This is a genomic window from Sphingopyxis sp. GW821-FHT02C12 (assembly GCF_059421785.1).
This window is the reverse complement of sequence record NZ_JBWKVQ010000002.1, coordinates 170,387-192,463: the sequence shown is the minus strand read 5'-3', so window position 1 is coordinate 192,463 and position 22,077 is coordinate 170,387. Positions and strand designations below refer to the sequence as shown.

Annotated in this window: 22 protein-coding genes; 13 read left to right on the top strand and 9 right to left on the bottom strand. The window is 66.7% G+C overall.

The features are described from left to right. Positions 1 to 46: 46 nt before the first annotated feature. Both AC07U1_RS16090 and argC read left to right on the top strand, forming a co-directional pair. Entirely contained in the window at positions 47 to 985 is a 939-nt protein-coding gene (locus tag AC07U1_RS16090; RefSeq protein ID WP_495178322.1) for a C40 family peptidase, read from the top strand. Positions 986 to 989: 4 nt separating this feature from the next. After that, positions 990 to 1,910, top strand: a complete 921-nt coding sequence (argC, locus tag AC07U1_RS16085; protein ID WP_495178323.1) for an N-acetyl-gamma-glutamyl-phosphate reductase — start codon at positions 990 to 992, stop codon at positions 1,908 to 1,910. Between the two features lie 49 nt (positions 1,911 to 1,959). On the opposite strand, the gene AC07U1_RS16080 is transcribed toward argC, so the two are convergent. Further along, on the bottom strand, positions 1,960 to 2,175 hold the full coding sequence (locus AC07U1_RS16080) for a hypothetical protein (protein WP_056351978.1): 216 nt from the start codon (positions 2,173 to 2,175) through the stop codon (positions 1,960 to 1,962). A 166-nt stretch (positions 2,176 to 2,341) separates the two neighbouring features. On the opposite strand from AC07U1_RS16080, the gene AC07U1_RS16075 reads away from it, so the two are divergent. Continuing rightward, the gene (locus AC07U1_RS16075; RefSeq protein ID WP_495178324.1) at positions 2,342 to 3,682 is read left to right on the top strand and encodes a PQQ-dependent sugar dehydrogenase; all 1,341 of its coding nucleotides are present in this window, start codon (positions 2,342 to 2,344) and stop codon (positions 3,680 to 3,682) included. Between the two features lie 418 nt (positions 3,683 to 4,100). On the opposite strand, the gene dnaN is transcribed toward AC07U1_RS16075, so the two are convergent. Beyond that, positions 4,101 to 5,216, bottom strand: a complete 1,116-nt coding sequence (gene dnaN, locus AC07U1_RS16070; protein ID WP_056349029.1) for a DNA polymerase III subunit beta — start codon at positions 5,214 to 5,216, stop codon at positions 4,101 to 4,103. Positions 5,217 to 5,390: 174 nt separating this feature from the next. Here dnaN and AC07U1_RS16065 point away from each other — a divergent pair, with 174 nt between their 5' ends. Next, positions 5,391 to 5,888: a hypothetical protein gene (locus AC07U1_RS16065; RefSeq protein WP_495178325.1), complete on the top strand. Its 498-nt coding sequence runs from the start codon at positions 5,391 to 5,393 to the stop codon at positions 5,886 to 5,888. A 4-nt stretch (positions 5,889 to 5,892) separates the two neighbouring features. After that, positions 5,893 to 6,582, top strand: a complete 690-nt coding sequence (locus AC07U1_RS16060) for an aspartate/glutamate racemase family protein (RefSeq protein ID WP_495178326.1) — start codon at positions 5,893 to 5,895, stop codon at positions 6,580 to 6,582. A 363-nt stretch (positions 6,583 to 6,945) separates the two neighbouring features. On the opposite strand, the gene AC07U1_RS16055 is transcribed toward AC07U1_RS16060, so the two are convergent. Continuing rightward, positions 6,946 to 7,827, bottom strand: a complete 882-nt coding sequence (locus AC07U1_RS16055) for a LysR family transcriptional regulator (RefSeq protein ID WP_056349017.1) — start codon at positions 7,825 to 7,827, stop codon at positions 6,946 to 6,948. Between the two features lie 152 nt (positions 7,828 to 7,979). On the opposite strand from AC07U1_RS16055, the gene AC07U1_RS16050 reads away from it, so the two are divergent. Further along, positions 7,980 to 8,309, top strand: a complete 330-nt coding sequence (locus AC07U1_RS16050; RefSeq protein WP_495178327.1) for a UrcA family protein — start codon at positions 7,980 to 7,982, stop codon at positions 8,307 to 8,309. Between the two features lie 68 nt (positions 8,310 to 8,377). On the opposite strand, the gene AC07U1_RS16045 is transcribed toward AC07U1_RS16050, so the two are convergent. Continuing rightward, positions 8,378 to 8,770: a winged helix-turn-helix transcriptional regulator gene (locus tag AC07U1_RS16045; RefSeq protein ID WP_495178328.1), complete on the bottom strand. Its 393-nt coding sequence runs from the start codon at positions 8,768 to 8,770 to the stop codon at positions 8,378 to 8,380. Between the two features lie 114 nt (positions 8,771 to 8,884). Here AC07U1_RS16045 and AC07U1_RS16040 point away from each other — a divergent pair, with 114 nt between their 5' ends. The 4 genes from AC07U1_RS16040 (at position 8,885) to AC07U1_RS16025 (ending at position 12,137) form a co-directional block, all read left to right on the top strand. After that, positions 8,885 to 9,628 carry an SDR family oxidoreductase gene (locus AC07U1_RS16040; RefSeq protein ID WP_495178329.1) on the top strand — a complete coding sequence of 248 codons (744 nt, stop codon included), beginning with the start codon at positions 8,885 to 8,887 and terminating at the stop codon, positions 9,626 to 9,628. Positions 9,629 to 9,862: 234 nt separating this feature from the next. Further along, entirely contained in the window at positions 9,863 to 10,207 is a 345-nt protein-coding gene (locus AC07U1_RS16035) for a hypothetical protein (protein ID WP_056349005.1), read from the top strand. Between the two features lie 77 nt (positions 10,208 to 10,284). Continuing rightward, positions 10,285 to 11,529, top strand: coding sequence for a 23S rRNA (adenine(2503)-C(2))-methyltransferase RlmN (rlmN, locus tag AC07U1_RS16030; protein WP_492739981.1), 1,245 nt, complete (start codon positions 10,285 to 10,287; stop codon positions 11,527 to 11,529). Positions 11,530 to 11,678: 149 nt separating this feature from the next. Then, positions 11,679 to 12,137: an outer membrane protein gene (locus AC07U1_RS16025; RefSeq protein ID WP_187141658.1), complete on the top strand. Its 459-nt coding sequence runs from the start codon at positions 11,679 to 11,681 to the stop codon at positions 12,135 to 12,137. Positions 12,138 to 12,471: 334 nt separating this feature from the next. On the opposite strand, the gene AC07U1_RS16020 is transcribed toward AC07U1_RS16025, so the two are convergent. Then, a complete protein-coding gene (locus AC07U1_RS16020) occupies positions 12,472 to 13,536 on the bottom strand; it encodes a L,D-transpeptidase family protein (protein ID WP_495178330.1) in 1,065 nt (354 codons plus the stop codon). 135 nt (positions 13,537 to 13,671) lie between these two features. Between AC07U1_RS16020 and AC07U1_RS16015 the strand changes: the two genes are divergently transcribed. Then, positions 13,672 to 14,319 (top strand): MOSC domain-containing protein, encoded by a 648-nt coding sequence (locus AC07U1_RS16015; RefSeq protein WP_495178331.1) that lies wholly within the window; start codon positions 13,672 to 13,674, stop codon positions 14,317 to 14,319. A gap of 89 nt (positions 14,320 to 14,408) precedes the next feature. Here the strand turns inward: AC07U1_RS16015 and AC07U1_RS16010 are convergent, their stop codons facing one another. Beyond that, a complete protein-coding gene (locus AC07U1_RS16010; RefSeq protein ID WP_495178332.1) occupies positions 14,409 to 15,122 on the bottom strand; it encodes an arylesterase in 714 nt (237 codons plus the stop codon). A gap of 16 nt (positions 15,123 to 15,138) precedes the next feature. On the opposite strand from AC07U1_RS16010, the gene AC07U1_RS16005 reads away from it, so the two are divergent. Continuing rightward, the gene (locus tag AC07U1_RS16005) at positions 15,139 to 15,855 is read left to right on the top strand and encodes an ABC transporter ATP-binding protein (RefSeq protein WP_495178333.1); all 717 of its coding nucleotides are present in this window, start codon (positions 15,139 to 15,141) and stop codon (positions 15,853 to 15,855) included. Beyond that, on the top strand, positions 15,855 to 18,356 hold the full coding sequence (locus AC07U1_RS16000; RefSeq protein ID WP_495178334.1) for an ABC transporter permease: 2,502 nt from the start codon (positions 15,855 to 15,857) through the stop codon (positions 18,354 to 18,356). Before AC07U1_RS16005 ends, AC07U1_RS16000 begins: the two co-directional genes overlap by 1 nt. Here the strand turns inward: AC07U1_RS16000 and AC07U1_RS15995 are convergent. Genes AC07U1_RS15995 through thrS form a run of 3 tightly spaced genes read right to left on the bottom strand, consistent with a single transcriptional unit; the run spans position 18,353 to position 21,977 of the window. Then, positions 18,353 to 19,114, bottom strand: coding sequence for a sulfite exporter TauE/SafE family protein (locus tag AC07U1_RS15995; RefSeq protein WP_056348986.1), 762 nt, complete (start codon positions 19,112 to 19,114; stop codon positions 18,353 to 18,355). The two genes, AC07U1_RS16000 and AC07U1_RS15995, sit on opposite strands and share 4 nt — an antisense overlap. Further along, positions 19,111 to 19,929, bottom strand: coding sequence for a metallophosphoesterase (locus AC07U1_RS15990; RefSeq protein WP_495178335.1), 819 nt, complete (start codon positions 19,927 to 19,929; stop codon positions 19,111 to 19,113). The genes AC07U1_RS15995 and AC07U1_RS15990 overlap by 4 nt, the downstream gene beginning before the upstream one ends. A 44-nt stretch (positions 19,930 to 19,973) precedes the next feature. Continuing rightward, positions 19,974 to 21,977, bottom strand: coding sequence for a threonine--tRNA ligase (gene thrS, locus AC07U1_RS15985; RefSeq protein WP_495178336.1), 2,004 nt, complete (start codon positions 21,975 to 21,977; stop codon positions 19,974 to 19,976). Between the last annotated feature and the right edge of the window lie 100 nt (positions 21,978 to 22,077).

Sequence of the window (22,077 nt, the reverse complement as noted above, 5' to 3'; positions counted from 1 at the left end):
GCGATTATCCGCCGTTCGGCGGCTTCATCGCATTTCAGGACATGACGTGACAGCAGAGGTCGAAAATTTGGCGGGTCGCATCCGCATGGGGCGCCCCGGCGCAGCCGGAGCGGGACGTGGCCGTTTCGGCCTGACCGGCACGTCACAAAGCTATGATCCGCGCGTCGTCGCGATCCGCCCCGACCTCGCCGACATCGCGGTCGCGGGCCAGCATTTCGCCCCGCATTATGCCGCGCCGATGATGAGCAGTTGCGTACTGCCCTCGGCGGTGCTGCGCGGCGCGCCGTCACTCGATGCCGACCAAACGAGCGAGCTTCTCTACGGCGAAGGCTTCGCGCTGCTCGACCTGACGGGCGGGTGGGCTTGGGGGTATTGCCTGGCTGACCATTATGTAGGGTATCTGGCCGCCGACGCGCTGGGGGCGCCGATCGCACCGACGCACCGGGTGCGGGCGAGCGAAGCGCTGCTCCACAGCGCGCCCGACGCCGCGAGCGGCGGGTCGGCGGTGCTGCCGCGCGGGGCGCTGGTGATGGGCGAGGCCGAGGGCGAATGGCTCGCCACCGCGCACGGATATCTGCCGATCGCCGCATTGGCGGAGGTCGGCACCGACGAAACCGATGCCGCGACGATCGCCGAGGAGATGGTCGGCGCGCCCTATCTGTGGGGCGGCCGGACCGCCGCCGGGATCGACTGTTCGGGGCTGGCGCAACTCGCTTGGGCCGCCGCGGGGATCCACCTGCCGCGCGACAGCGATCTGCAGCTGGCATCGCTCGGCGCCGACAAGGACGTCGACCCAGCCGCACTCCGGCGCGGCGACCTGGTCTTCTTTCCCGGCCATGTCGGCATCATGGCCGACGCCACCCACATCATCCACGCCAGCCGACGATGGATGGCGGTGAAAGTGGAGCCGCTGGCCGACGTCGTCGCACGTTCGGCCGCCAAGGATCATGACCCGCCGGTGAGCGGGTATAAAAGACTGACATAACATCATGACACAGACGGTATTCATCGACGGCGCGGCGGGAACGACGGGCCTCGAAATCGCCGAGCGGCTGGCCGGGCGGAGCGAATTCGCACTGGTGACGCTCGACGAAGCGCGGCGCAAGGACGCCGATGCGCGGCGCGAAGCGCTGAACGACGCCGATTTCGTCATCCTCTGCCTGCCCGACGCAGCGGCGATCGAAGCGGTGGCGATGATCGCCAACGACCGCACGAAGGTGATCGACGCGTCGACCGCGCACCGCGTCGCCCCGGGCTGGGCCTATGGCTTCCCCGAGCTGAACGCGGGACAGCGCGCCGCGATCGCAGCTTCGTCGCGCGTCAGCAACCCCGGCTGCTACCCAACCGGTTTCCTCGCGCTCGTGGCGCCGCTGGTGGCCGCCAGCATCGTCGCGAAGGATGCGCGACTGAGCGTCAACGCGGTGTCGGGCTATTCGGGCGGCGGCAAGGAACTGATCGCGCGTTTCGAAGCCGAAACCGACATCGGTTTTCGCAGCTATGGCCTGTCGCTTGGACACAAGCATGTGCCGGAAATGCAGGTCGGTTCGGGTCTGGTCCACGCGCCCGTGTTCGCGCCGGCGGTGGTGCCGGTCTATCGCGGGATGCTGGTCGAAGTACCGCTGAGCTTCGACGCGCCGACCGCCGACGCGGTCTATGACGCGCTCGCGGCGCATTATGCGGGGTCGCCGCTGGTCAGCGTGCGGCGTGCGGGCGACGAAAGCGAACTGCTGCTGCGCAAGGACGATGCCGCGACCGATGCGATGGAGCTGATGCTCTATGCCAGCGCCGACGGCGCCCAGCTGCGGCTCGTCGCGCGGCTCGACAATCTCGGCAAGGGCGCGAGCGGCGCCTGCGTCCAGAACCTCAACATCATGGCGGGTTTGCCTGAGACCGTTGGGCTTCGCCTCTAAAACAGCATCGTCATTGCGAGCGAAGCGAAGTGAAAGAAACGCTAGGGAGTCAGTGCACCGTGTCGAGGATGTCCTCGACCGACAGATAGACGATCAGTCGCTCGATCTGGCGCCAGCGCGCAAAGTGGATGTGGTTGCCGAGCACGCGATACTGCTCGGCGCGCGCCGCTGCGGCGAACCCCGCCTCGTCGCCATGCTGGTGGATCAGCGCATGCGCGTCGTCCACCGCGGCGCGGTCGGAAAGAAAAGGTGCTGGCAGCTGCATGGTGTCCCCGATCATGTCGGGACCGCTCTACGCCCCCCGCCTCACCGCGCCGTTCCCAATAGTGCTGAACAGGCAGGTAAGGTTAATCGCAAGGCGCTTCGAGTTAACCATGGCAGGCCGCGTTTCGCCTCTTTGACCTTGCCCGCAGCGCGTGTAGACATGGGCCATGCGCAAGATCCTGAAATATGTCCTCATCGCCCTGCTGCTGATCCTGGTCGTCGCCGGCATCGTCCTTTACGCGATGTCGCGGCCCGATGTGGCGCGCTTCTCGACCGCAGAGCTGAGCGGCCGGGTACCAGTGATGGCGCCGCAGGCGTCGCAGACGATCCCGACGATGAACGTGCCCGAGGCGACCAAATGGCCCGCCGGAGAGGCGCCGCGCGCCGCCGCAGGGCTGAGCGTCGCACGCTTCGCCGAGGGGCTGGCGCATCCGCGGACGATGTTCGTGCTGCCCAATGGCGACGTGCTGGTCGCCGAGAGCGAAAGCCCGCCGCGCGATACCTCGGGCATCGAGGGTGCGGTGATGGGCCGGATGATGAGCAAGGCGGGCGCCGGCGGCAAGTCGGCGAACCGCATCAGTCTTCTCCGCGACGCCGACGGCGACGGCAAGGCCGAGGTCAAGACCGCCTATATCACCGGCCTCAACTCGCCCTATGGTATCGCGCTGGTCGGCAAGACGCTCTATGTCGCCAACACCGACGCGCTGCTCGCCTTCCCCTATGTCGAGGGCGAAACCGCGATGAGCGGCAAGCCGAGCAAGATCGCCGACCTGCCCGCCGCGGGCACCAACCGCCACTGGACCAAGAGCCTGGTCGCGGCGCCCAACGGCTGGCTCTATGTCGGCGTCGGCGCCGACAGCAACATCGGAGAAAAGGGCCAGGCGAACGAAGCGCGGCGCGCGCGCATCCTGGAAATCCGCCCCGAACAGAAATATGTCCGCACCTTCGCGGCGGGCATCCGCAACCCCGTCGGGCTCGGCTTCTATCCGGGCAGCGACCAGTTGTGGACCGTGGTCAACGAGCGCGACATGCTCGGCAGCGACCTGGTCCCCGACTATCTGGCCGAGATCGACGAAGGCGATTTCTATGGCTGGCCCTGGTATTATTGGGGCGGCTTCGTCGACACGCGGGTTGCGCCCGATGCCGACGACCGGCGCCAATATGTCAAGCGCCCCGAATATGCGCTGGGCGCCCACACCGCACCGCTCGGCATGACATTTACCCAAGGCCTCGACCTCGGCGAGCGCTGGGCGAACGGCGCGCTGATCGCGCGGCACGGATCGTGGAACCGCGAACCGGTCGCGGGGTATGACGTGGTGTTCGTGAAATTCGGTGCCAATGGCAAACCCACCGACACGCTGCCGATCACCCTGCTCGACCAGTTCCTTGCCAAGGACGGCAAGACCACCCGCGGTCGCCCGGCGGATGTGAAGGTGGCGAAGGATGGCAGCGCGCTGATCGCCGACGATACCGGCGGCGTGATCTGGCGGGTGGCGAAGGCGGGGTAAGAGAAATCAGTCTCGCCGCCGCAATGCTTATTTAATAGCGGCGGACAGGGATTCCTCTTGCGCCAGCAGTTCCAAGCCTACAACGGTGCTCTCAGCGTCGCACCGCCTAAACTCTTCTCCTAACTTCAATACCAAGGGCGTCAGCAGATCCATAGTGAACACTTCACTGGGCCTTTAGATCGGGATGCCGTCCCTTCAACTTGCCAAGGAAATAGAGGACCGTCCGGGCAAGTCTCTGAACGTCTTCGGCCGGCCTCCCAACTGACTTTGCTTTGCCAGCCGCGATGGTCATCGTCGCATAACAATTGAGATCTGCACGGTCTTGATCCGTGAAACCGGGAGGCTCAGCCGCCGTAGCCTGCAAGGAAAAAAGCCCGGCAGCGACTGCAATCGAAAAGCCTAAGCGGCCTCGCACGGCTTAAACCCGCATCGGCATCAATACGTAAAGCGCCGGGCTCTTCTCGCTTTCGCGGATCAGGGTCGGGGCGTTGGCGTCGGCGAGGTGCAACTCGACCGTGTCGCCGTCGACCTGGCCGAGGATGTCGCTGAGGTAGCGGGCGTTGAAGCCGATCTCCATCGCCTCGCTGTCGTACACCGCCGCGACCTCTTCGGCGGCGGTGCCGTTTTCGGGGCTGGTGACGCTGAGCGTGATGCGGTCCTTGTCGAGGCCGACCTTGACAGCGCGGGTCTTTTCGCTGGCGATCGTCGAGACGCGGTCGACGCCCTGGAACAGGCTTTTCGGATCGACCTTCAAGAGCTTGTCGTTCGCGGTCGGGATGACGCGACTGTAGTCGGGGAAGGTGCCGTCGATCAGTTTCGAGGTCAGCACGGCGTTGCCGAGCTGGAAACGGATCTTGGTCGCCGACAGGCTGATTTCGACATTGCCCTCGGCCTCGTCGAGCAACTTGCGAATCTCGCCGACGCATTTGCGCGGGACGATCACGTCGGGCATCGCGCTGGCGCCGTCGGGGCGGGTCACCGTGTAGCGGGCGAGGCGGTGGCCGTCGGTCGCCGCGGCCTTGAGCACCGGGCCGGTCGCATCTTCGGCGACGTGCAGGAAGATGCCGTTGAGATAATAGCGTGTTTCCTCGGTCGAGATCGCGAAGCGCGTCTTGTCGATGATCTGGATCAGCTCGGCGACCGGCAGTTCGAAATTGGTCGGCAGTTCGCCCTCGGCGATCACCGGGAAATCGTCGCGCGGCAGCGTCGGCAGGTTGAAGTTCGAACGGCCGGCCTTGACCTGCATCTTGCCCTCGGCGGCGGCGAGGCTGACCTCGGCGCCCTCGGGCAGCTTGCGGGCGATTTCGAAAAGGGTGTGCGCCGACACGGTGGTGGTGCCGGGGGTTTCGACCCGGGCGGCGATCGTCTCGACCACCTGCAGGTCGAGGTCGGTCGCCATCAGCTTGAGCTGGCCCGATGCGTCGGCCTCGATCAGCACGTTCGAGAGGATCGGAATCGTGTTACGCCGCTCGACCACCGACTGGACGTGGCCGAGGCTCTTCAACAGTATCGCGCGTTCGATCGTCGCTTTCATTGTTATTCCGCCATCCTGTATGCTCGTGCGGGAGAAGTCCCTCAGGGACGGGTACCATGGGCGCCTTGGCACCCCGATTCCCTGCCCCCATAAAATGTCTTCCTTCCTTAACGCGCCTATGGCGCCGTGCAAGCCATGCTTGCAAAGCATCCCCAATCGCGCAATCGAGGCGCGATGCGCCGCGCCCTCCCCTTTTTGCTGATGCTGGCGGCGGTGCCCGCCATGGCGGCGGCAGCGCCGCGCACCGCGCTCGGCATCTTCGACGGCTGGGGGGCCTTTCGCGACCCCGCGGCGCCGCGTTGCTACGCGATCGCCGCCCCCGCCGCGACGATCGGGACGCCGCAGGTGAAGGCCTATGCCAGCGTCGGTTACTGGCCCAAATCGCGCATTCGCGGCCAATTCTACGTCCGCCTGTCGAAAGCGCGACGCGCCGGCGGCGAATTGCGGCTGACGATTGGCAGCCGCCGTTTCATCCTGACCGGCAACGGCGCCCATGGCTGGGCGAGCGACGCGCGGATGGATGCCGCGATCATCGCCGCCATACGATCGGCGCCGAGCATGAGCGTCGAAAGCGTTTCGACAAGTGGCGGATCGATCGCCGACACCTATCGCCTGCGCGGCGCGGCGACGGCGATCGATGCCGCGGCGCTGGGCTGCGCAAGACTGGGATGATGCCATGAAGACGATCGGCTTGATCGGCGGTTTGAGCTGGGAAAGTTCGGCGCACTATTACCGCCTGATCAACGAGGGGGTGAAGGCGCGGCTCGGCGGGCTGCATTCGGCGCGCGTGCTGATGCTGTCGCTCGACTTCGCGCCGATCGCCGCGTTGCAGGCGAGCGGCGACTGGGACGTGCTCGACGGACAGATGGCCGAAGCCGCGAGGTCGCTGACCGCGGGCGGCGCCGAGATGCTGCTGATCTGCGCCAACACGATGCACCTGTGCGCCGAGGCGGTCGAGGCGGCGACCGACGTGCCGCTGCTCCATATCGCCGATCCGGCCATCGCCGCGATCCGCGCGGCGGGATATAAGCGCGTCGGGCTGCTCGGCACCGCCTTCACGATGGAAAAGCCCTTTTACACCGGACGCATGGCGGCCGCGGGGATCGCGGCGATCATCCCCGGCGATGCCGACCGCGCGACCGTCCACCGCATCATCTATGACGAACTGGTGCAGGGCGTGATCCGCGACGAATCGCGCACCGAATATCGCCGCATCATCGCGGCGCTGATCGCCGACGGCGCCGAGGCGATCGTGCTCGGCTGCACCGAAATCATGCTGCTGGTCGATGCGCGCGACAGCGCGGTGCCGCTGTTCGACACGCTGGCGCTGCATGTCGAGGCGGCGGTGGAGATGGCGTTGGCGTGAAGCGGGGCGCGCGAGAAATGGCGTAATTCCGCCGAACTTAACAGTGAAATCCCGTTTCAGTGCTTCGCCAGCGCCCGAGCGCGGCAAGCGGGACCCCGGATCGAGTCCGGGGTGACGAAGATTGCTGCCATCGATAAGAATCGGCAGAAAACTGCGCAACTTTACACTGAAATGCCATTCGGGAGCGCGAGGGTAAGCACCTAAGGGCACAAAGGTCCCCGATGCGCGGCGCGAAAATGGGGCCTTTGTGCCCTTAAGCAACCCGGTGTCGGCGAAGCCTTTGGGCAGGCGTGCAGCGGATGATTTGCCGTTCATCGACCAGCTTGGAGCATGGCGATCTTTTTTAGGAAAGCGATTTTTCGGCTACTCCCGCGCCAGCTTCGTCAATTCCTGCGCCAGGAAATCGAGCACTGTTCGCACCCGCGGCACATGGCGCAGCCGTTCGTGGGTCAGCAGCCATAGCCCGGTTGTGTCCTCGCTCTTCGGCGGGATGCAGCGGATGAGGTCGGGTTCGCGGTCGGCGAGGAAGGCCGGGAGGATGGTGAGGCCCATGCCCGAGCGCACCCCGGCGAGCAGACCCGAGGCGCTGTCATATTGCATCACCACCGATTCCTCGAGCCCGTACTGCCGCAGCCACGCCTGATAGGGTTCCCAGACCCCGCCGCCGCCGCCGATGAAGGGGTGCGTGGCGAGCTGCTCGCGGCTGTGCGGAATGCCGTGGCGGTCGGCATAATCGCGGCTGCTGTAGACCGTCCACGGATTGTCGGCGATGCGGCGTCCGACGAGCCCAGCACCGGTCGGCTGCTTGCTGCTGCGGATCGCGATATCGGCGGCGCCCGCCGCGAGGTCGCGCGGCTCGTCGGCGGTGTCGAGGCGGATGTGGATTTCGGGATGTGCCGCGCGCAGGTCGCGCAGGATCGGCGGCAGGATGGTGACCGCGAAGATTTCCATCGTCGTCAGGCTGACCGTGCCGCCGGCGTCGCGCGAGCGCGCGCCCGCCGCCTCACCGAAGCGGTCGGCGGCCTCGCGGACGGCGAGCGCGCTGGCGAGCATCCCCTCGCCCGCCGCGGTGAGCGCGTAGCCGGCCTGTCGCCGTTCGAACAGGGTGAGCCCGGTCGCCTCCTCGAGCGCGGCGATGCGGCGGGCGACGGTGGTCTGGCTGACGCGTAACGCCTGCGCCGCCGCCAGCGTGCTGCCGGTTTCGGCGACCGCGAGAAAGGATTTGAGGTCGTTCCAGTCGAACATGGCGTCTTGTGCGTCATACGCCCCGTGCACGCATTCTGCAATTTTGCAGAATGGCTTCGCAACATCGTTGCTCCCGCAGCGGCGCGCGGCGGATTATCTGGGTCTCCACCGGCTTCCTCCCCTCCTCTTCAGCCGGCCGAAGGAGACACAAGATGAAAAAGCTTCTGATCCTCGCCGCGCTGGCCGCCGCCTCGTTCGGCCAGCCCGCTTCCGCCCAGACCGCACCCGCCAATCCGACGGTCGTGGTCCAGCACAAGGACCTCGACCTGCGCACCGAGCGCGGTGCCAGGACGCTCGACCGCCGCATCTGGCGCGCGGTGGTCGAAGTGTGCGGCACGCCATCGGATTTCGACCTCGAAGGCAAGAATGACGTGCGCGAATGCCGCCGCGACACGCGGCTCATCGCCTCCAAACAGGCCGACCTAGTGGTAGCCGGCGCGTCGCGCGATCAACTGATCCAGGTCAGCTCGATCCAAAACTGATCGGCGGACCTACCTTGCAGGGCCCGTCAAAGCCGGGGCCATGATTCGGGCACGATCATGGTCCCGGCTTATCCCCGCGCGTCGAAGGTCGACCGCGCGTTTGCCACTTTTTCCAGATTGGCTTCGGCCCAGGCCCACACCCCGCAAAAGGCTTCGCCCAAGCTGTGGCCGAGGTCGGTCAGGCAATATTCGACTTTCGGCGGGACGACCGGATGTACCGTCCGCACGACAAGGCCGTCGCGCTCCATCGCGCGCAGGGTCTGGGTCAGCATCTTCTGGCTGATGCCGGGAACGCGGCGCGACAATTCCGTGAAGCGGCACGTTCCGTGATCTTCCAGCTCCTCCAGAACGAGTAGGGTCCATTTGTCGGCGACTCGGCCGATCAGTTCGTTGACCAGCGTTTCGACGCGCGGATCGACCGGCGCATTGGGATCATAGACGATTTTTTCAGGTGCAGGCATGGCGGAAAATCCAAATCTCTCTTTTGGGTAACTATGGCACTTTTGGGTGCCTTCTTTCTTTTGGAGAGTATAGGCGTATTCGGGTCTTCTCACCATCCCCCAAGGAGACAGACCATGAAAACCACCGGCAACACCATCCTCGTTTCGGGCGGCGGCTCGGGCATCGGGCTGGCGCTCGCGCAGCGCTGGCACGACGCGGGCAACCGCGTCATCATCACCGGGCGCAACGCCGCAAAGCTGGACGCGGCGATCGCGGGGCGGGCGAACATGGCGGCGGTGACGCTCGACGTCACCGATGCCGATGCAATCGCGGCCTTCGCCAAGGACATCGTCGCGCGCTTTCCCGCGCTCAATATCTTGGTGAACAATGCCGGTATCATGAGCGCCGAGGATGCCAGCGCGAAGCGCGACCTGGCGCAGGCCGAGGCGACCGTCGTCACCAACATTCTCGGCCCGATCCGGCTGACCGACGCGCTGGTCGACCATTTGGCGGCGCAGGACGACGCCGCGATCGTCAATGTGACGTCGGGGCTGGCGTTCGTGCCGCTGCCCAAGGCGCCGACCTATTCGGCGACCAAGGCGGCGATGCACAGTTACTCGGTCGCGCTGCGTATCCAGCTGGAGGGCAAGGTCGAGGTGATCGAACTGGCGCCGCCCGCGGTGCGCACCGACCTGACCCCCGGCCAGTCGACGCGCGAGGGCTATATGCCGCTCGATGAGTTCGCCGACGAGGTGATGAGCCTGTTCGCGGTCGAACCGACGCCTGCGGAAATCCTGGTGCAGAATGTCCTGCCGCTGCGCCATGCCGAGGCGAACGGGAATGTCCCCGCGGTTCTGGGGATGTTGAAGTCGCTGTAGGCCACAGGTCATTGCGAGCGAAGCGAAGCAATCCGGAGCGACGCGCACTCCGGATTGCCGCGTCGCTTCGCTCTTCGCAATGACGAGGGTGTTTCGCACTCCGAGTGGGACACTTAGTTACATAAGCGCTTGCCCCCCCTCCCCCATTGGCGCATGATCGTCCCCGAACGATACGGAAGACGCCCTCACGGCGCGCCGTTCGGTCGCAACGGCAATGGAGAGGGAGATGCCGGAATGACTGTAGTAAGCCGCTGTGATGCGGAAGCCCGCGAGCGGCACCGGACGCTCGATTTCATCGGCCTGCGCGCGCATGCGACGACGGTCGGGCTGATCCAGCTGTGCGAGGAATTGCTCAATGCCGGGATCTTGAACCCCGACGCGCTCGAACGGATCAAGGGCGCGATCCGCTCCGAACTGACCGTCAGCAACGCCCGAATTTCGAACCAGCCGACCTTTGACGACACACTGAAACGCCGGCTCGACGCGATTTTCCCGAAATGCCCCGGGGAACCGCCCGCGGAGCATGTCGGCCCGCTCGAACAGTTCGAAGAAGCGCTGGGCGAGACGCGCGCGCATTGACCTCACACCGCCCCTCTCCTGACGGGGAGGGGCTTGTCATTGCCTAAACGCGGCTTCCGCCCTATAGGGCCGCGATCATGCAGATCCCCGGCCATATCGACCCCGTTACCACGGGCACCGTCCCCTTGCGCGGCGGCAACCGCATCGACCTCGTCGGGCTGACCCGCGACGCCATCGGCGGGGTGCTGGTCGAGGCGGGACTCGACGCCAAGGCGGCGAAGCTGCGCGCCAAGCAGATCTGGCACTGGATCTATCACCGCGGGGTCACCGATTTCGAGGCGATGACCGACATCGCCAAGACGATGCGCCCCTGGCTGACCGACCGCTTCATCATCGGCCGCCCGACGGTGCGCGAGGCGCAGGTGTCGAGCGACGGCACGCGCAAATGGCTGCTCGCCGCCGCCGACGGCCAGGAATATGAGATGGTCTTCATCCCCGACGCCGATCGGGGAACATTATGTGTCTCAAGCCAGGTCGGCTGCACACTCAACTGCCGCTTCTGCCACACCGGCACGATGCGGCTGGTGCGCAACCTCGCGGCGGGCGAGATCGTCGGGCAGGTGATGCTGGCGCGTGACGAACTCGGCGAATGGCCCAAGGGCACGATGGCGGGCTTCGGCCCCGATCCCGAGGACGACGACGAGGACGAAGGCGGTCATTATACCGCCGACGGCCGCATCCTGACCAACATCGTGATGATGGGCATGGGTGAACCGCTGTATAATTTCGAAGAGGTCAAGGGCGCGCTCAAGATCGTCATGGACGGCGACGGGCTCGCGCTGTCGCGGCGCCGGATCACGCTGTCGACGAGCGGCGTCGTGCCGATGATGGCGCGCGCGGGCGAAGAGATCGGGGTCAACCTCGCGGTGTCGCTGCACGCGGTGTCGAAGGAAATCCGCGACGAGATCGTGCCGCTCAACCGCAAATATGGCATCGAGGAACTGCTGCAGGCGTGCGCCGACTATCCGGGCGCGGGCAATTCGCGGCGGATCACCTTCGAATATGTGATGCTGAAGGACAAGAACGACAGCGACGACGATGCGCGCGAGCTGGTCCGGCTGATCCGGGAATATGGGCTGCACGCCAAGGTCAATCTGATTCCGTTCAATCCCTGGCCCGGCGCCATGTACGAATGTTCGACGCCCGAGCGGGTGCGCGCGTTCAGCAACCTGATTTTCAAGGCCGGCATTTCGGCGCCGGTGCGCACCCCGCGCGGGCGCGACATCATGGCGGCGTGCGGGCAGCTGAAAAGCGCCGCGACCAAGCCGACGCGCGCCGAACTCGACCGCATCGCGGAAGAGAAGCAGGCGGCATTGGGCTGACAGCCCTCCCCTGTGTTGCAAAAACAACACAGGTAAGAAAATTGTCACAATCTGAATGATCCGTTCATTGAAGCGACAGCCGAAAACGCCATTTAGGCGGCGGGTCGCGTTCCAAGGGACGCGTCCCATCACTGATAAAGGAAAACAAAATGAAGAAATTCGCAGTTGCAGCCGCTCTCCTCTCGGCCGTTGTCGCAACCCCCTCGTTCGCTGCCGAAGGCGGCGAAGGCCATGTCGAAGTTCGCGGCGGCCTGATCACCGGCAACGGGATCGACGAAGGCACGCTCGGCCTCGCAGCAGGCTATGATTTCGACCTCGGCAGCACCGCGTTCGTCGGCGCCGAAGTCGCCGGCGACAAGGTCCTCGTCGATGGCGCGGACGTCCAGTTCTCGGCCGGCGGCCGCATCGGTGCCAAGCTCGGCACGAGCGGCAAGCTGTACGCCACCGGTGGTTACACCTTCAGCGACATCGACGATCCCTATGTCGGTGCCGGCTACCAGCACAAGTTCGGTTCGAACGTGTACGGCAAGGTCGAATATCGCCACCAGTTCATCAGCAACTTCGGCGACTTCGACAGCTTCGTCGCCGGCGTCGGCTTCGCTTTCTGATTTTTCGGAAACCGAATGAAACAGGAAGGGCGGCCCCGCGGGGCCGCCCTTTTTCGTTGGGGGTGATGGGTTTGGTTGGGGCGGATGGCGGGTTCTGGGGGAGAGCGGGCGTTTAAATCCTCCCTGTGGCGAAGCCATGGGGAGGGGGACCGCGCCCGAAGGGCGTGGTGGAGGGGCCGAGAGGTCGCGCGACGCCTACGGCGTCGGCCCCTCCGTCAGCGCTTCGCGCTGCCACCTCCCCATCGCTGCGCGACAGGGAGGATTTAACCCCACCCCGAAGCCGTCGTCCCGGGATGATCCCGCAAGCGGCGCGATCACCCCATATCGACCGCCGTCAGTTCTGGAACACCGCCGCCGTCCCCGGCTTGACCATCTGTGCGAGGCGCGCGGCGTCCCAGTTGGTGAGGCGGACGCAGCCATGGCTTTCGGCGCGGCCGATGGTGTGCGGTTCGTTGGTGCCGTGGATGCCATAATGCGGCTTGTTGAGGTCGAGCCAGACGACCCCGACCGGACCGTTGGGGCCGGGTTGCAGCAATTGCGCCTCCTTGTTGTCGCTGACGTCCCAGAACAGCTTGGGATTATAGTGAAAATCGGGATTGCGGCTGACGCCCTGGATCTTCCATGTCCCGATCGGCAGCGGATCGCGATGGCTTCCCATCGTCGCCGGAAATAAAGCAATGAGCTTTCCGTCGGCGTCATAGGCCTTGAGCACGCCCTCGCTCTTGTCGACGACCAGCTTGTCGGCGGCTGGCTGGGTCGCGGCGACCCCCAGCTTCTGCAAGGTCGCGCCCCAGCCGCGCGGATCGTCGGCGGCGGGCAGCGGATCGACGTCGGGGATGTTCGGCACGCGCAGAGCCTTGCCCGCCCCGACCGGCGTTTCGGGGGTGTTGAGCGCGACGATCGTTTCGGGGGTGGTGTGGAAGCGCTCGGCGAGCGCTTCCATCAGGTTGCGATAGCCGAGCGCGGGAAGCTTCGCCTGATCGGCCGCGTCCTCGGGAAAGTCAGGAACGAAGGGTCCGGCCGCGAAGGCGGCGGGGATGACGACGAGGCGCGTCGCGGCGACATTGTTCCACTGCTGCATCTTCGCGAGCGTCGCGTCGTCGAGCTTGCCGCTTTCGTCGAGATCGTGCGCCGCCTGGAAACCACGCAGCGCCGCGACATAGGATTGCCCCTCCTTGCCGTCGATCGCGCCCGGCGAAAAGCCGAGCTGGGCGAGGATCACCTGCGCGCGCAGGACCGGCGGTTCAGCGAAGGGCGTCGTCGCCTTGGCATCGGTAAAGCGGAGCGTGCCGGAATCGGCCGCAGCGGCGCGCTCGGTGGGTTTGTCATTCGGGCTTTCGGAGGGAGAATTGCATCCGGCAATGAGGATAAAGGCAGGCAAACAGGCAAAAATTTTCACGCGATGCTCCTGTGACGGGTTCGGCTTACCAACGTCGTGCGCCCGCGATGGATGCAAGGCAGGGTACCGGCCCGGCTTGTCTGCTCGTTGCTGCGGCGCTAGCGCGGAGGCCGGGCGACGCGACAGGAGGGCGGCATGAGCTATGCGATCGACGCGGTGCTGACCGGCAAGGCGCGCGTTTTCGGCGACAAGAGCGAGCCGAGCGCGATCGCCAAAACCCCCGTCACCGGGCCGTTGCGGGTCGGACCACTGGGCATCGCGGGCGACGAGCAGGCCGACCTCACCGTCCATGGCGGCACCGACAAGGCGATCCACCATTATCCGCGCGATCATTATGCCTGGTGGGCGGACGCGCTGGACGATCATGAACTGCTTGGTGCGCCCGGCGCGTTCGGGGAGAATATCTCGACCGCGGGGCTGGTCGAGCAGGAAGCGTGCATCGGCGACCGTTACCGGCTGGGCAGCGCGCTGGTCGAGATCAGCCAGGGGCGCCAGCCGTGCTGGAAGCTCGGTCATCGTTTCGGCGTCGCGAGCGTGCCCGCGACGGTGGTCAGGACACGGCGCAGCGGCTGGTATTATCGCGTGGTCGAAGACGGCGTGGTCATCGCGGGCGACCGGTTGGAACTGGTCGGGCGTCCGTTGTCCGACTGGAGCGTCGCGCGGGTGTTCGGGCTGTTGATCGGTGGCGCGGGCAAGCGCGAACCCGCGGCGCTGCGCGAGCTGGCGGAGATGGATGTGCTGGCCGAAACCTGGCGGGTGCGGGCAGGGAAATTGCTCGCTTAAAATGGGGTTCGTCATTGCGAGCGAAGCGAAGCAATCCAGAGCGGTTTACGCTACTCTGGATTGCTTCGCTTCGCTCGCAATGACGTGGTTCAGTCCACGTCGGGCAACGCGTCCTCGACCAGCGGCGCCAGGCCCTCGACGATCACCCCGACGCCCTTGGCATTGGGGTGGACATTGTCGCCCAGCATCAGCGTCTTGTCGGTGACGACATTGTCGAGGATGAAAGGATAGAGGCTCGCGCCATATTTGGCGGCGAGGTCGGGATAGATCGGGTTGAACGCCGTGGCATAGTCGCTGCCCATGTTCGGCGAAGCCATCATGCCGGTGAGGACGACCGGGATGCCGCGTTTTTTCAGTTCGGCGAGCATCGCGTCGAGATTGGCGCGCGTCTCGGCGGGCCGGATCCCGCGCAGCATATCGTTGCCGCCGAGCCCGAGCAGGACGAGCGCGGGTTTGACCTTGGCATTGTCGAGCACGAAGGTCAGGCGCTGCAGGCCAGCGGCGGTGGTATCGCCCGAAACGCCGGCATTCTGGACGCGCGCGGGCGTGCCGTCGGCGGCAAGCGCGGCCTGAAGCTGGGGTGCGAGGCCTTCCTTGGGGCCGAGTTGGTACCCCGCGTAGAGACTGTCACCAAAGGCGATCACGAGCGGGGCGTCGGCGGGGACGGCGGCGACCTTGGTCGAAGCACTGGTATCCTTCGTCGAAGCCGCCGGGTTTTCCGCCGATCCGCAACCCGCGAGCGGTTGGCAAAGCGCGAGTCCGAAACCATATATTGCAAACGAGCGCCATCCGGCCTTGATCATTCCAAAGGGTCCCTTCTTGACCGAACCTTCCCGACCGCCGGCCGACGCCGCGATCGCCGCCCATAATGTGACGCTGACGCTTGGCAGCGACAAGGCCCCCGTCGAAATTTTGCGCGGCATCGACCTCAGCGTCGCCGCGGGGGAATCGGTCGCTTTGCTCGGGCCGTCGGGGTCGGGCAAAAGCTCGCTGATGGCGGTGCTCGCCGGGCTGGAGCGCGCAAGCGGCGGGACGATCCACGTCGCGGGGGCCGATTTCACGACATTGGACGAGGACGGGCTGGCGCGCGCGCGGCGCGGCCGGATCGGCATCGTGTTGCAGGCGTTCCACCTGTTGCCGACGATGACCGCGCTGGAAAATGTCGCGGTGCCGCTGGAACTGTCGGGCCATGCCGACCCGTTCGGGCGCGCGGCGAAGGAATTGGAGGCGGTCGGGCTGGGCCATCGCCTCACCCATTATCCCGCGCAATTGTCGGGCGGCGAGCAACAACGCGTCGCGATCGCGCGCGCGATGGCGGGCGAACCCGCGATCCTGTTCGCCGACGAGCCGACGGGCAATCTCGACACCGCGACCGGCCATGCGATCGTCGACCTGCTCTTTTCGCGCGGCAAGGAACTCGGCGCGACCTTGCTGGTCATCACGCACGACCCCGAACTGGCCGAGCATTGCGACCGGGTGCTGGTGATGCACGACGGGCGGATCGACGAGGAACGCGCCGGCAAGGCGCCGCGCTGATGCTCCCCCTCGCCTCGCTCTGGCGCATCGCGCGGCGCGACCTCGCGGCACGGATTCGCGGGCTGCGGCTGCTGGCCGTGTGCCTGTTCCTCGGCGTCGCGACCCTCGCGGCGATCGGCAGTTTGACGCGCGGGATCACGTCGGAGCTGGAGACGCGCGGGCAGACGATCCTCGGCGGCGATATCGAATTCGGGCTGCCGCAGCGGCAGGCAACGGCGCAGGAAATGGCGGCGTTTCGCGGCGCCGGCGACGCATCGGCGACGGTGCGGATGCGCGCGATGGCGAATGCGCCCGACGGCGACGCTCTGTTGTCCGAGCTGAAGGCGGTTGACGGCGCCTATCCGCTGTACGGGACGATGCGGCTGGAGAGCGGCGTCCGGCGCGGGCCGCCGCCGGCGGGGGCGATCTGGGTCGGCGCCGACCTCGCGTCGCGGCTCGACCTGCAGGTCGGCGAGGATGTGAAGTTCGGCGACAAGAGCTTCCGCATCGACGGCATCATCGCCGACGAGCCCGACCGGCTGGGCGAAGGCTTTACGCTGGGGCCGGTGGCGATCATCGGGCTGAACGATCTCGCGGCGACGCAGTTGATCCAGCCGGGCAGCCTCTATGAGAGCAAATATCGCGTCCGCCTGCCCGACGACGCCAATCCCGAGGCGGTCGGCAAAAGGCTGACCGGACAATTTCCCGAAGCGGGGTGGGAGATTACCGACCGCAGCAATGGCGCGCCCGGAACGCGGCGCTTCATCGAACGCATGGGGCAGTTTTTGTCGCTGGTCGGGCTCGCGGCGCTGGTGATCGCGGGGATCGGGGTCGGCAATGGCGTCGCAAGTTATCTTGCGGGCAAGCGCCCGGGGCTGGCGACGCTGAAGGTGCTCGGCGCCGACAGCGGCACGGTGATGCGCATTTACGGCCTGCAGATTTTGGCGGTCGCGGCGGTGTCGATCTTCGCCGGCCTCGTCGTCGGCGCGCTCGCGCCCGCGGCGATTTCGGCGGTCGCGGGCGATGTTTTGCCGGTGAAGCCAGGGGTCGCCATCTATCCGCTGCCGCTGCTCATCAGCGCGACTTACGGCCTGCTCATCGCGATCGCTTTCGCCCTGCCCCCGCTCGCGGCGACGCGGCGGGTGCCGGCGGCGGGGCTGTTTCGCGCGACGATCGACGGCATGGCACGGCCCGAGAAACGCACGATCTTGGCGGTCGGCACCGCGCTGGCGGCGATTATCGCGCTCGCGGTCGGGACGGCGCGCGAGCCTTTGTTCGCGCTCGGTTTTGTCGGCGCCGCCTCCGGATTGCTGCTGCTGCTCGTCGGCATCGGCTGGCTGGTGCGCAAGGCGGCGAGCCTCGCACCGCGGCCGAAGCAACCGCTGCTGCGTCTCGCGGTGGCGAACCTGCACCGGCCGGGTGCGGCGACGGGGGCGCTGGTGGTGGCGCTGGGGCTGGGGCTGACTTTGTTCGTGACGCTCGCGGCGATCCAGACGAGCATCACCGCCGAGATTTCGCGCACCGTGCCGCAGCGCGCGCCGAGCTTCTTCGTGCTCGACATCCCGCGCGGCGGCGCTGCCGAATTCCGGTCGATGGTGACCAAGGCGGCGCCCGATGCCGAGGTCAATATGATCCCGGCGCTGCGCGGCAGCGTCACCGAATATGCCGGACAGCGCGTCGACGAACTCGCCGAACTGCCCGAGGGTGCGTGGGTGCTGCGCGGCGACCGCGGGCTGACGTACAGCCCGACCTTGCCGAACGGGAGCGTGCTGACTGCGGGCACATGGTGGGCCGCCGACTATAAGGGACCGCCGCTGGTCAGCGTCGAGGCGGAGGTCGCGACCTCTCTCGGGCTCAAGATCGGCGACACGTTGTCGGTCAATGTGCTGGGGGTCGAGGTGCAAGGCAAGGTCGCGTCGTTCCGCACCGTCGAGTGGGACAATTTCGGGCTGAACTATGTGCTCGTCTTTTCGCCGGGCAGCTTCGACGCGGCGCCGCACAATATGGTCGCGACGGTCGCGGTGCCGCCGGCGGCCGAGGCGGAGCTGGCGCGCAGCATTCCGCGCGCCTTCCCGTCGGCGTCGCTGATCGCGGTGCGCGACGTGATCGGGCAGGTCACGACCCTGCTGACCCAGATGAGCCAGGCGATCGCGGCGGCGGCGAGCATCGCGATCCTCGCCGGCATCGCGGTGCTGATCGGCGCGATCGCCGCGAGCCGCGAGCGGCGGGTGTATGACAGTGTGATCCTGAAACTGCTCGGCGCGACGCGCGGGCAGATATTGGGGGCGCAGGGGCTGGAATATGCGGTGCTGGCGCTGATCCTCGCGGCGCTGTCGCTCGGCATCGGGCTGGCCGCGGGCTGGTATGTGGTGACCCAGCTGTTCGACTTCAGCTTCGCGCCCGACCCGTTCGTGGTCGGCATGACGCTGCTCGGCGGGGCGGGATTGGCGTTCCTGATCGGGATCGCGGGAAGCTGGCCTTTGCTGTCGGTGCGCCCGGCGAGCGCGCTGCGGAGCCTCTAGCCCAGCAACCGCACCGCCGCCGACACCGCCGCGAGACCCAGCACGACCGCGACGATGCTGCGCCAGATCCGATCGGGCACCCGCCCGAAAGCGCGGGTGCCGAGGTGGTCGCCGAGCCACATCGGCACGAACAGCAGCAGCGCCAGCAGGAACAGCTTGTGCGTCGCGAGGCCGAGCCACAGCGACGCGAGCGTTCCGGCGATCGCGGTCGCGAAGAAGATCAGCATCATCGATGCGCGCGCGACCGCGGGGACGATGCGCTGGCGCAGGTAGAAGGGCACGACGGGTGGGCCGGGCATCGCGGCGAAGCCGGTGAGAATGCCCGAGGATATTCCGGTCAGGCCGATCGCGACGCGCCCCGGCCTGTGGCCGTCGGGATGCTGCGGCAGGAACAGGACCAGGAAGGCGCCGATCGCGACCGCGGCGATCAGCAGCCGCGCGACGTCGGGGGTCACCGCCTTCAGCGCGAGCATGCCGAGCGGGGTGGCGAGCATCGCGAGCAGCGCGATCGGCACCGCATTGCTGCGGTCGGCATCGGCGGCGATGCGCCTGAAGCCGACCGGCCCGATCAGCAGTTGCAGGATGATGCCGAGCACCACTGCCTCGCCCGGCGCGACGATCATGCCGAGCAGCGGCACGAGGATGATCGCCATGCCGAACCCGGTGAGGCCGCGCACCAGCGCCGCGCCGAAGGTCATCGCGGCAGCAATGGCGAAAAGCAAAGGCGACAGCCCGATCGCGTGCCAAGAGCCGGTCATCGCGGCGCGGCCTTGGACCCCAGCGTCACCAGCCACACGTCGGGCGGGACGCCATAGCGCAGCGGCAAGATGCTGGTGCCCAGCCCCGCTCCGACGAAGATTTTCTGGCCATGGTCGGTCATGTCGCCGCAGGCGAAGCGGTCGCCATATTTCGACGCGTAGCTGAGCGCGCCGACCAGCGGCAGCGCGATCTGGCCGCAATGGGTGTGGCCGGCGAACACAGCATCGACCGGCGCGCGCAGGTCGGGGACGATGTCGGGGCTGTGGCTGACGATGATGCGCGGTCCGCCGCCGAGCGCATCCATCGCGGCATAGGCGCGCTTGAGGCGCGCGTGGTTGGTGACCTCGTCATCGATGCCGCCGACGATCAGCGGCCCGCGCCGCACCGCGCCATTGCGCAGCACGGTGACGCCCGCAGCTTCCAGTCCCTTCGCGATCGGTTCGGGCTGAAACCAGTAATCATGGTTGCCGAGCACCGCGACCACCCCGAGCCGCGCTTTCGCCTCGGCGAAGGGCGCGGTGAGTTCGGCGGCCGAGTAATGGCGCGTCGCGAGGGTCTTGCCGCTGTGGAAATCGCCCGCGAGCAGGATCAGGTCGGGATCGAGCGCATTCAGCCGGCGCAGGACCGCGCGCAGCCGTTCGGGCGGCATGTCGGGACCCGCGACATGGGTATCGGAGATCAGCAGCACCCGGAGCGGCGGTTCGCCCGCCGGCCAGTCGGCGAGCGCCAGCGTTGCGGTGCGCACGATCGGATCGCGCGACGCGTTCCACAGCCCCTTGCCGATCAGCGCGGCGCCGATCAACGCCAGCAGCATCAGCCAGCGCAGCCACCGGCGCGGCCGACGCTTTGGCGCCGCGCTCAACCGCGCAGGTCGGGCGGGGTCGCCTCGCCCTTGAGCATCGCGATCGCCTCGGCGAGCGGCATGATGCGCTGGCCATCCTGACCGAGGGTGCGGATCGCGACCGTGCCTTCCTCGGCCTCGCGATTGCCGACCACCAGCAGGTAGGGAACCTTGGCGAGGCTGTGTTCGCGGACCTTGTAGTTGATCTTCTCGTTGCGGACGTCGCTTTCGGCGCGGATGCCCGCCGCGACGAGCTGGGCCACCGCGTCCTTGGCATAAGCGTCGGCGTCGCTGACGATCGTCGCGACGACAGCCTGCACCGGCGCGAGCCAGGTCGGGAAGCGGCCGGCGAAATGTTCGATGAGGATGCCGATGAAGCGCTCGTAGGTGCCAAGGATCGCGCGGTGGAGCATCACCGGGCGATGGCGCTCGCCATCCTCACCGATGTAGCTCGCGTCGAGGCGTTCGGGCATCACGCGGTCGGACTGGATCGTCCCGCACTGCCAGGTGCGGCCGATCGCGTCGGTCAGGTGGAATTCGAGCTTGGGCGCATAAAAGGCGCCCTCGCCCGGCAGTTCTTCCCAGCCATAATCGTCGTTCGCCATGCCGGCGCGTTCGACGGCTTCGCGAAGCTCGGCCTCTGCCTTGTCCCACATCTCTTCGGTGCCGAAACGCATGTCGGGGCGCAGCGCGAGCTTCACCGCATATTTTTCGAAGCCGAGCTGCTTGTAGACGCGGTCAAGCAGTGCGCAGAAATCGCGGACTTCGTCGACGATCTGGTCTTCGCGGCAGAAGATATGGCCGTCGTCCTGGGTGAACTGGCGCACGCGCATGATGCCGTGCAGCGCGCCGTGCGGTTCGTTGCGGTGGCAACAGCCCATTTCGGCCATTCGCAGCGGCAGGTCGCGATACGACTTCATCCCCTGGCGGAAGATCAGGACATGCGCGGGGCAGTTCATCGGCTTAAGCGCCATCCACTCGGCGTCGTCGGAGACGATCGGCCCCTCGTCCTCGATGTTCGGCACCTCGTCGGGGATGACGAACATATTCTCGCGATATTTGCCCCAGTGGCCCGACTGCTCCCATTGGCGCGCGTCCATCACCTGCGGGGTCTTGACCTCCTGATAGCCCGAGCCGTCGATCGCGCGGCGCATATAGGCCTCGAGCTCGCGGTAGATGCGATAGCCCTTGGGGTGCCAGAAGACGCTGCCGTGCGCCTCTTCCTGGAGGTGGAAGAGGTCCATCTCGCGGCCGATCTTGCGGTGGTCGCGCTTCGCGGCCTCCTCGAGCCGGACGAGATGTTCGGCGAGTTGCTTCTTGTTGAGCCAGCCGGTGCCGTAGATACGGCTGAGCTGCGCATTCTTCTGATCGCCACGCCAATAGGCGCCCGAGACGCGCGTCAGCTTGAACGCGGCGGGGTCGAGCTTGCCGGTCGAGGCGAGGTGCGGGCCGCGACACATGTCCATCCAGCCGTCGCCCGAACGATAGACGGTCAGTTCCTCACCCGCGGGCAGTTCATGCGCCCATTCGGCCTTGAAGCTCTCGCCATCGGCCTGCCATTTCGCGATCAGCGCGTCGCGTTCCCACACTTCGCGCGTGAGGGGCAGGTCGGCGGCGATGATCTTGCGCATCTCCTCCTCGATCAGCGGCAGTTCGTCGTCGCGGAACGGGCCATGCTCGGCGGTCGGGGCGAAGTCGTAATAGAAGCCGTCGCCCGTCGACGGGCCGAAGGTGATCTGCGTGCCCGGAAACAGGTTCTGCACCGCTTCGGCGAGGACATGCGCAAAGTCGTGGCGAAAGAGTTCGAGCGCGTCGGCCTCGTCGCGGCTGGTGACCAGCGACAGGTTGGTGTCTTCCTCCAGCGGGCGCATGATGTCGCGCAGTTCGCCGTCGATCTTGGCGGCGAGCGCGGCCTTGGCGAGGCCGGGTCCGATGTCGGCGGCGATCTGGGCCGGGGTAGTCCCGCGCGCGACTTCACGGGCAGAGCCATCGGGAAGGGTGACGCGGATCATCTGGGACATCGGGAAAATCGGCCTTTCTGGCGGGGTAAAACAGCGCCCCTTTGCCAGTATGCGATAGGAGCGGCAAGGGGCGGATTCGCAATCGGGCTTGCAATGTTAC

What these genes read in the sequence shown, in the direction of transcription:
- AC07U1_RS16080 (WP_056351978.1), bottom strand. Translation starts at nt 2,175, where the DNA reads ATGCAGCTGCCAGCACCTTTTCTTTCCGACCGCGCCGCGGTGGACGAC.
- rlmN (WP_492739981.1), top strand. Translation starts at nt 10,285, where the DNA reads ATGCAGATCCCCGGCCATATCGACCCCGTTACCACGGGCACCGTCCCC.
- AC07U1_RS16065 (WP_495178325.1), top strand. Translation starts at nt 5,391, where the DNA reads ATGCGCCGCGCCCTCCCCTTTTTGCTGATGCTGGCGGCGGTGCCCGCC.
- AC07U1_RS16025 (WP_187141658.1), top strand. Translation starts at nt 11,679, where the DNA reads ATGAAGAAATTCGCAGTTGCAGCCGCTCTCCTCTCGGCCGTTGTCGCA.
- AC07U1_RS15995 (WP_056348986.1), bottom strand. Translation starts at nt 19,114, where the DNA reads ATGACCGGCTCTTGGCACGCGATCGGGCTGTCGCCTTTGCTTTTCGCC.
- AC07U1_RS16055 (WP_056349017.1), bottom strand. Translation starts at nt 7,827, where the DNA reads ATGTTCGACTGGAACGACCTCAAATCCTTTCTCGCGGTCGCCGAAACC.
- thrS (WP_495178336.1), bottom strand. Translation starts at nt 21,977, where the DNA reads ATGTCCCAGATGATCCGCGTCACCCTTCCCGATGGCTCTGCCCGTGAA.
- dnaN (WP_056349029.1), bottom strand. Translation starts at nt 5,216, where the DNA reads ATGAAAGCGACGATCGAACGCGCGATACTGTTGAAGAGCCTCGGCCAC.
- AC07U1_RS15990 (WP_495178335.1), bottom strand. Translation starts at nt 19,929, where the DNA reads ATGCTGCTGGCGTTGATCGGCGCCGCGCTGATCGGCAAGGGGCTGTGG.
- AC07U1_RS16010 (WP_495178332.1), bottom strand. Translation starts at nt 15,122, where the DNA reads ATGATCAAGGCCGGATGGCGCTCGTTTGCAATATATGGTTTCGGACTC.
- AC07U1_RS16045 (WP_495178328.1), bottom strand. Translation starts at nt 8,770, where the DNA reads ATGCCTGCACCTGAAAAAATCGTCTATGATCCCAATGCGCCGGTCGAT.
- AC07U1_RS16015 (WP_495178331.1), top strand. Translation starts at nt 13,672, where the DNA reads ATGAGCTATGCGATCGACGCGGTGCTGACCGGCAAGGCGCGCGTTTTC.
- argC (WP_495178323.1), top strand. Translation starts at nt 990, where the DNA reads ATGACACAGACGGTATTCATCGACGGCGCGGCGGGAACGACGGGCCTC.
- AC07U1_RS16000 (WP_495178334.1), top strand. Translation starts at nt 15,855, where the DNA reads ATGCTCCCCCTCGCCTCGCTCTGGCGCATCGCGCGGCGCGACCTCGCG.
- AC07U1_RS16075 (WP_495178324.1), top strand. Translation starts at nt 2,342, where the DNA reads ATGCGCAAGATCCTGAAATATGTCCTCATCGCCCTGCTGCTGATCCTG.
- AC07U1_RS16040 (WP_495178329.1), top strand. Translation starts at nt 8,885, where the DNA reads ATGAAAACCACCGGCAACACCATCCTCGTTTCGGGCGGCGGCTCGGGC.
- AC07U1_RS16035 (WP_056349005.1), top strand. Translation starts at nt 9,863, where the DNA reads ATGACTGTAGTAAGCCGCTGTGATGCGGAAGCCCGCGAGCGGCACCGG.
- AC07U1_RS16060 (WP_495178326.1), top strand. Translation starts at nt 5,893, where the DNA reads ATGAAGACGATCGGCTTGATCGGCGGTTTGAGCTGGGAAAGTTCGGCG.
- AC07U1_RS16050 (WP_495178327.1), top strand. Translation starts at nt 7,980, where the DNA reads ATGAAAAAGCTTCTGATCCTCGCCGCGCTGGCCGCCGCCTCGTTCGGC.